Source organism: Streptomyces coryli (assembly GCF_011044975.1).
Taxonomy (GTDB): domain Bacteria; phylum Actinomycetota; class Actinomycetes; order Streptomycetales; family Streptomycetaceae; genus Streptomyces; species Streptomyces coryli.
The window spans coordinates 21,318-28,074 of record NZ_JAAKZV010000095.1; the positions used below are offsets into that span (position 1 = coordinate 21,318).

4 protein-coding genes and 1 riboswitch are annotated in these 6,757 nt (G+C 69.5%); all 4 genes read left to right on the top strand.

Annotated features, from left to right (window positions below; translation table 11 throughout):
* The first annotated feature begins 11 nt into the window (after window positions 1-11).
* The 4 genes from qcrA (at window position 12) to G5C51_RS21315 (ending at window position 6,395) form a co-directional block, all read left to right on the top strand.
* Entirely contained in the window at window positions 12-1,058 is a 1,047-nt protein-coding gene (qcrA, locus tag G5C51_RS21300; RefSeq protein ID WP_165239740.1) for a cytochrome bc1 complex Rieske iron-sulfur subunit, read from the top strand.
* Window positions 1,058-2,686 (top strand): cytochrome bc1 complex cytochrome b subunit, encoded by a 1,629-nt coding sequence (gene qcrB / locus G5C51_RS21305; protein WP_165239741.1) that lies wholly within the window; start codon window positions 1,058-1,060, stop codon window positions 2,684-2,686. Before qcrA ends, qcrB begins: the two co-directional genes overlap by 1 nt.
* A gap of 1,038 nt (window positions 2,687-3,724) precedes the next feature.
* The gene (gene trpD / locus G5C51_RS21310) at window positions 3,725-4,777 is read left to right on the top strand and encodes an anthranilate phosphoribosyltransferase (RefSeq protein ID WP_165239744.1); all 1,053 of its coding nucleotides are present in this window, start codon (window positions 3,725-3,727) and stop codon (window positions 4,775-4,777) included.
* 97 nt (window positions 4,778-4,874) lie between these two features.
* A riboswitch (SAM riboswitch) is annotated at window positions 4,875-4,992 on the top strand.
* A 47-nt stretch (window positions 4,993-5,039) separates the two neighbouring features.
* Window positions 5,040-6,395 (top strand): aminotransferase class V-fold PLP-dependent enzyme, encoded by a 1,356-nt coding sequence (locus G5C51_RS21315; RefSeq protein WP_165239742.1) that lies wholly within the window; start codon window positions 5,040-5,042, stop codon window positions 6,393-6,395.
* The last annotated feature ends 362 nt before the right edge of the window (window positions 6,396-6,757 follow it).

The window sequence follows — 6,757 nt, forward strand, 5'->3', positions numbered from 1 at the left end:
AGAAGACGGGGATGTCTTCAGAACACCTCCCAAGCGAGGCCGACCACGGCCCGGCCGGCCAGGTAGCGGTCGCCGACCACGAGGATCCCTTCAAGGACCCGGGTCTGCCGCCGCACGAGCCGCGCAAGCAGGACATCGACGAGCGGTCGGCGAAGCGGTCCGAGCGCACGGTGGCGCTGCTGTTCACCATCTCGATGCTCGCCACGATCGGCTTCATCGCCAGCTTCGTGGCGTTCCCGGTCGACAAGATGGCGTACGTCTGGCCGCTGGGGCACGTCAGCATCCTGCACCTGATGCTCGGCCTGACCCTCGGCATCGCGCTCTTCTGCATCGGCGCGGGCGCGGTCCACTGGGCCCGCACCCTGATGTCCGACGTGGAGATCGCGGACGAGCGGCACGACATCGAGGCCGACGCCGAGACCCGCGCGAAGGTCTTCGCCGACTTCAAGCAGGGCGCTGAGGAGTCCGGCTTCGGCCGCCGCAAGCTGCTCCGCAACACCCTCTTCGGCGCCCTCACCCTGCTCCCGCTCTCCGGCATCGTGCTGCTGCGTGACCTCGGCCCGCTGCCGGAGGACAAGCTGCGCCACACGCTGTGGGGCAAGGGCAAGCGGCTGATCAACGAGAACACCGAAGAGCCGCTGCGCCCCGAGGACATCACCCTCGGCTCGCTCGCCTTCGCCATGCCCGAGGGCCTGAAGAAGGACGACCACGACTTCAACGTCGAGATCGCCAAGGCCGCCCTGATGCTCGTCCGGATCCACCCGGACGACATCAAGGACAAGAAGTCCCTGGACTGGGGCCACGACGGCATCCTGGCGTTCTCCAAGATCTGCACTCACGTCGGCTGCCCGGTCAGCCTGTACGAGCAGCAGACGCACCACGTGCTCTGCCCGTGCCACCAGTCGACCTTCGACCTGGCCGACGGTGCCAAGGTGATCTTCGGCCCGGCCGGCCACGCGCTGCCGCAGCTGAAGATCCACGTGAACGACGACGGCTATCTCGAGGCGCTCGGCGACTTCGCGGAGCCGGTGGGCCCGAGCTTCTGGGAGCGCGGCTGATGGCTACTGCAACTGACTCGCGTCGCCCGGCTTCAAAGGGCGAGAAGGTCGCCGACTGGGCGGACGGCCGGCTGGGCATCTACGGCCTGGCCAAGGCCAACATGCGCAAGATCTTCCCGGACCACTGGTCCTTCATGCTCGGCGAGATCTGCCTCTACTCGTTCATCATCATCATCCTGACCGGCGTCTACCTGACGCTGTTCTTCAAGCCGTCCATGGCCGAGCTCGTCTACGACGGCTCGTACGGCCCGATGAACGGTATCCACATGACGGAGGCGTACGCCTCCACGCTGGACATCAGCTTCGACGTCCGCGGTGGTCTGCTGGTCCGGCAGATCCACCACTGGGCGGCGCTGATCTTCATCGCGGCGATGGCCGTGCACATGATGCGCGTGTTCTTCACCGGCGCCTTCCGCAAGCCGCGCGAGATCAACTGGCTGTTCGGCTTCCTGCTGCTGGTCCTGGGCTGCATCGCCGGTTTCACCGGCTACTCGCTGCCCGACGACCTGCTGTCGGGTACGGGCGTCCGCTTCATGCAGGGCGCGATCATGGGTATGCCGCTGGTCGGCACGTATCTGGCGATGTTCCTGTACGGGGGCGAGTTCCCCGGCGACGACGTCATCCCACGGTTCTTCTCGATCCATGTGCTGCTGGTGCCGGGCATCATGCTGGGCCTGCTGGTGGCCCACTTGATCCTGGTCTTCTACCACAAGCACACGCAGTTCGCGGGGCCCGGCCGGACCAACAAGAACGTGGTCGGCATGCCGCTGCTGCCGGTGTACATGGCGAAGGCGGGCGGCTTCTTCTTCCTGGTCTTCGGCGTGATCACGGTGATCGCGGGTGCGGTGACGATCAACCCGATCTGGGTGCTCGGCCCGTACCGACCCGACCAGGTCTCGACCGGTGCTCAGCCGGACTGGTACATGGGCTGGACCGAGGGCATGATCCGCATGATGCCCGGCTGGGAGTGGGTCATCCCGACCGGCCACACCATCAACTTCGGCGTCTTCATCCCGCTGATGGTGGTGGGCGTCATCCCGATCGCGATCGCGCTGTACCCATTCTTCGAGTCCTGGCTGACGGGCGACAAGCGCGAGCACCACATCGCGGACCGGCCGCGCAACGTGCCCACCCGTACCGCGTTCGGTGTGGCGTGGCTGAGCTGGGTGTTCATGTGCATGATCGGCGGTGGCAACGACCTGTGGGCCACGCATCTGCATCTGTCGATCAACTCGATCACCTGGTTCGTGCGCATCGGCTTCTTCGTGGTGCCACCGATCGTCTTCTGGATCACCCGGCGGATCTGCCTGGGCCTGCAGCGGCGCGACCGCGACAAGGTGCTGCACGGACGCGAGTCCGGCATCATCAAGCGGCTGCCGCACGGTGAGTTCATCGAGGTCCACGAGCCGCTGGCGCAGGAGGAGATGCACACTCTGACCGCCCACGAGCAGTACCGGCCGCTCGAGGCGGGCCCGAAGGTGGACGAGAACGGTGTCGTCCGCAAGCAAGGCGTCGTGGAGCGGGTCCGCACCAAGCTGTCGAAGAACTACTTCGGCGACGCGGGCCAGATCCCGAAGCCGACGGCGGAGGAATACCGCGAGGTCACCTCCGGCCACGGCCACCACTGACCGGCCACCGGCTGTTTCCCACGGCCCCGGTCCTGCCCTTCGGGGCGGGGCCGGGGCCGTCGGCGCAGGGTCGTGCGGATGGTGCTGCAGACCGGAGAGCCACGCAGGCTCGGAGCCGACGGCCCCGACGCGACCCTCACCTTCTCGGAGGCGCCGGGCCAGGCACCGGCCAGGCAGCTTTCGCTCGACGGCGAGCCGGCGTTCGAGCTCAGCAACTGGTGCGGGACCTGCCCGTTCCTCTTCCAGCGGCTCGACGGGGCCAATCGGACGCTGTCCCTCGAGGACATGCGGGACCGGCTCGCCGACGGCCTCGCCGAGGTGGATGACACGGTCGTCGAGGCCTTCGGCGCGCTGCTGCCGGCGGGCGAGTATCTGCCGATGCTGATCCAGGTCGAGCCGCGGTTGGTCGTCCCCGGGGGACCGGGCGACTACTTCGCGCACGAGCAGGTGGACACGTGGGGCATCAGTGCGTTCTGGGGGCTGCCGGAGAATCCCCGCACGCCGTACTACCGCACCTTTGAGACGCCGGTCGCCGACGATGTGCACCTCTACGAGTTCGTGGTGCCGATGGTGCCGCCGACCTGGAACGACCGGGAGCGGGTGGCGGAGTACGCCGAGCGGCTGGAGCGGGGTGTCGTACCGACAGCGGTGGCGGTGGCGACTCTGGACGCGTGTCTGCCCGCCGAGGACCGCGAGGTGAGGGACTACTACGAGCACTGGGGGCTGACGCACTTTCTGCTGGACGGGCACCACAAGCTGGAGGCCGCGGCCGCCGCGGGGCGGCCGGTGCAGGTGTTGTCGCTGCTCGCGCTTGAGGAGAGCGCCGATGTGGCCGGCGACCGGCGGGAGCTGGAGCGGCTGCGGGGCGGGCCGCGCCGGGGGCGTGCTGGGCGGTGGAGGTGGTCACAGCGGGGTGTCGGGCAGGTCCGGAGTGTGGGCGTGCGGGGCGCGGGGGCGGTGTGCGCCGATAGGGTGCAGGGGTCAAGGCCGGTTCGGATGTCGCCGGCCGTGCAGGCCATCGCTCACAGGAGGGGACCCATGACCGCTGCCGCAGCCGCCGGAGGCACCCGCTCCTGGCCGGACGTGTTGAGTTCGTTGCTTGCCAAGCAGGATCTGTCTGCCGAGGACACCGCTTGGGCGATGGACCGGATCATGCAGGGCGAGGCCAGCAATGCGCAGATCGGTGCCTTTGTGGTGGCGCTGCGTGCGAAGGGCGAGACCGTTCAAGAGGTCGCCGGTCTCGTACGGACCATGTACGAGCACGCCAACACCATCGAGGTCCCCGGGCCGACCGTCGACATCGTCGGCACCGGCGGTGACCGGGCCAAGACCGTCAACATCTCCACGATGTCGGCCATCGTCGTCGCCGGCACCGGAGCCAAGGTCGTCAAGCACGGCAATCGCGCCGCGTCCTCCGCGTCCGGCGCCTCCGACGTGCTGGAGAAGCTCGGCGTCAACCTCGAGCTCACCCCGGCCCGCGTCGCCGAGGTGGCCGCCGAGGCCGGGATCACCTTTTGCTTCGCGGTGAAGTTCCACCCCGCGCTGCGGCACGTCGCGCAGGCGCGCCGCGAGCTCGGCATCCCGACCACCTTCAACGTCCTCGGCCCGCTCACCAACCCGGCCCAGGTGCGCGCCCAGGCCGTCGGCGTGGCGGACGCCAGGATGGCGCCGATCGTGGCCGGCGTCCTCGCCGACCGCGGCAACTCCGCGCTCGTCTTCCGCGGCGACGACGGCCTCGACGAGCTGACGACGACCGCGACCTCGACCGTGTGGGTCGTACGGGACGGGCAGGTGACGCAGCGGAGCTTCGATCCGCGCGACGTCGGCCTCGAGATCGTGCCCGTGGAGGCGCTGCGCGGCGCCGACGCCTCGTACAACGCGGATGTCGCGCGGCGGCTGCTGGCCGGCGAGGCCGGGCCGGTACGGGACGCGGTGCTGCTCAACTCCGCCGCCGCGCTGGTCGCGCTGGAGCCGGGCGGGGACACGCTGGAGGCGCAGCTCGCGGCGGGTATCGCCAGGGCCGCCGAGGCCATCGACTCCGGGGCCGCGCAGCGGACGCTGGAGCGGTGGGTGGCGGCCAGCAACTCCTGAGCTCCTGGCTCTTGGCCCTTGGGTGAGGCAAGGCGGTTGTCCGTACTGCGGACAACCGTCTTGCGCTCCGCTGATCACATGGCATACTCCTGACTCAGGTCACGAGTGACAGCGATCAAGGCCCCGGCCCGCTGTCCGGCAACCCTCCTTCCGTGGCGGGGTGCCCCGGGTGATGACCAGGCTGCAGGCAGCAAGGCCTGCGGCAAGCGCGGATCCCTCTCGTAGCAGCCAGGGATCCCTGGTCTTGAGGGAGAGCTCTGCCATGTCTGCCACCGCTGTCGCCACCGCCTGTCTGCCCGTCCTCGGCCGCGATGTGCGCGTCCCGCTCGTGACGGGTGGTGAGGTCGAGTACGCGGCTCTCGACTACGCCGCCAGCGCCCCTGCCCTGCAGCGGGTGTGGGACGACATCGCCGCGTACGCCCCGTACTACGGGAGCGTGCACCGCGGCGCGGGGTACCTGTCGCAGCTGTCGACGGATCTGTTTGAGAACAGCCGCGCCACGGTGGCCGAGTTCCTTGGCTGTCGGGCGGATGACCAGGTCGTCTTTACGCGGGCGACGACTGACTCGCTGAATCTGCTGGCTTCGGTGCTGCCGGCGGGGACCGATGTGTACGTCTTCGAGACGGAGCACCACGCGGCGCTGCTGCCGTGGCAGCAGCGGGAGGATGTGGAGGTGCACTACCTCAGCGCGCCGCGGTCGCCGCGGGCTGCGGTGGAGGTGCTGGAGGCGGCGCTTGCCGCTCGTACGGGCGACGGGCCCGCGCTGTTGTGCGTCACCGGGGCTTCGAATGTGACCGGGGAGCTGTGGCCGGTGCGGGAGTTGGCGGCGGCTGCGCATCGGCACGGTGCGCGGATTGTGCTCGATGCGGCGCAGCTGGCGCCGCATCACCCGGTGAGTGTCGCCGAGTTGGACGTGGACTGGGTCGCTTTCTCCGGGCACAAGCTGTACGCGCCGTTCGGGGCGGGTGTCCTCGCCGGACGGGCGGATTGGCTGCAGGCGGCTGAGCCGTACCTCGCGGGTGGTGGGGCGAGCCGCAAGGTCGCGCGGCGTGCGGATGGCGGCGTGGATGTCGAGTGGCACACGACGGCGGCGCGGCATGAGGCCGGCTCGCCGAATGTGATTGGTGCGTATGCGATTGCTTCGGCTTGCAAGGCGCTGACTGAGGCCGGGTTCGACCGGCTGGTCGAGCGGGAGCGGGAGCTGATCGCGCGGGTGCGGGACGGCCTGGCGGCCGTGCCGGAGGTCAAGGTGCTGTCGCTCTTCGGGGACGATGCCGATCGGGTGGGCGTGCTGTCGTTTGTGGTGGACGGCTGGAACAGCTCGCATTTTGCCGCGGCGCTGTCGGCGGAGTACGGGATCGGGGTGCGGGACGGTCTCTTCTGCGCGCACCCGCTGCTGCGGGAGCTGCTGGGTGCGGATGACTCGGAGCAGGGCGAGTGCGGAGCGCCGGAGGCGGAGCCGGGGGAGCGGTCGCTGAACGCGATCCGCATCAGCTTTGGGGCGGGGACGCCCGATGAGCATGTGGACCGCTTCGTGTCGGCGGTGCGCACGCTGGTGCGGGATGGGGCGGCTTGGTCGTATCGGACTGAGGATGGGCGGTGCGTGCCGGCTTCTTGAGGGGCTGGCTGGCGGACTGCCTGCTGGCGGATTGACGGCCTGACGGACTGACGGACTGACGGGCCGGACTGACGGATTGGTCGGGGGGCGGGCGGCTTGGCATCGGATGGTGACGGCCGCGCTGCCGGGTCCAGACCGGGGCGGTGCCGGAAACGGATGGCCTCCTACGGGAGGAGCGGGGGCGGGGGCTGGGTCTGGACGGCCGGGCTCCGGTGAGCAAGCAGCGTCTGCCTGCTTGCTTGCCTGACCGCCTGACCGCCTGACCGCCTGACCGCCTGACTGCCTGACCGCCTGCTGGCAGCCCGCGTGTCTGCCTGCTTCCCGTCCCCGCTTCCGGTCCCTGCCTTTCCACCCACCAACAC

Excerpts from the sequence above, each read along its gene's own strand:
- G5C51_RS21315 (WP_165239742.1), top strand. The coding sequence starts at position 5,040 with ATGTCTGCCACCGCTGTCGCCACCGCCTGTCTGCCCGTCCTCGGCCGC.
- trpD (WP_165239744.1), top strand. The coding sequence starts at position 3,725 with ATGACCGCTGCCGCAGCCGCCGGAGGCACCCGCTCCTGGCCGGACGTG.
- qcrA (WP_165239740.1), top strand. The coding sequence starts at position 12 with ATGTCTTCAGAACACCTCCCAAGCGAGGCCGACCACGGCCCGGCCGGC.
- qcrB (WP_165239741.1), top strand. The coding sequence starts at position 1,058 with ATGGCTACTGCAACTGACTCGCGTCGCCCGGCTTCAAAGGGCGAGAAG.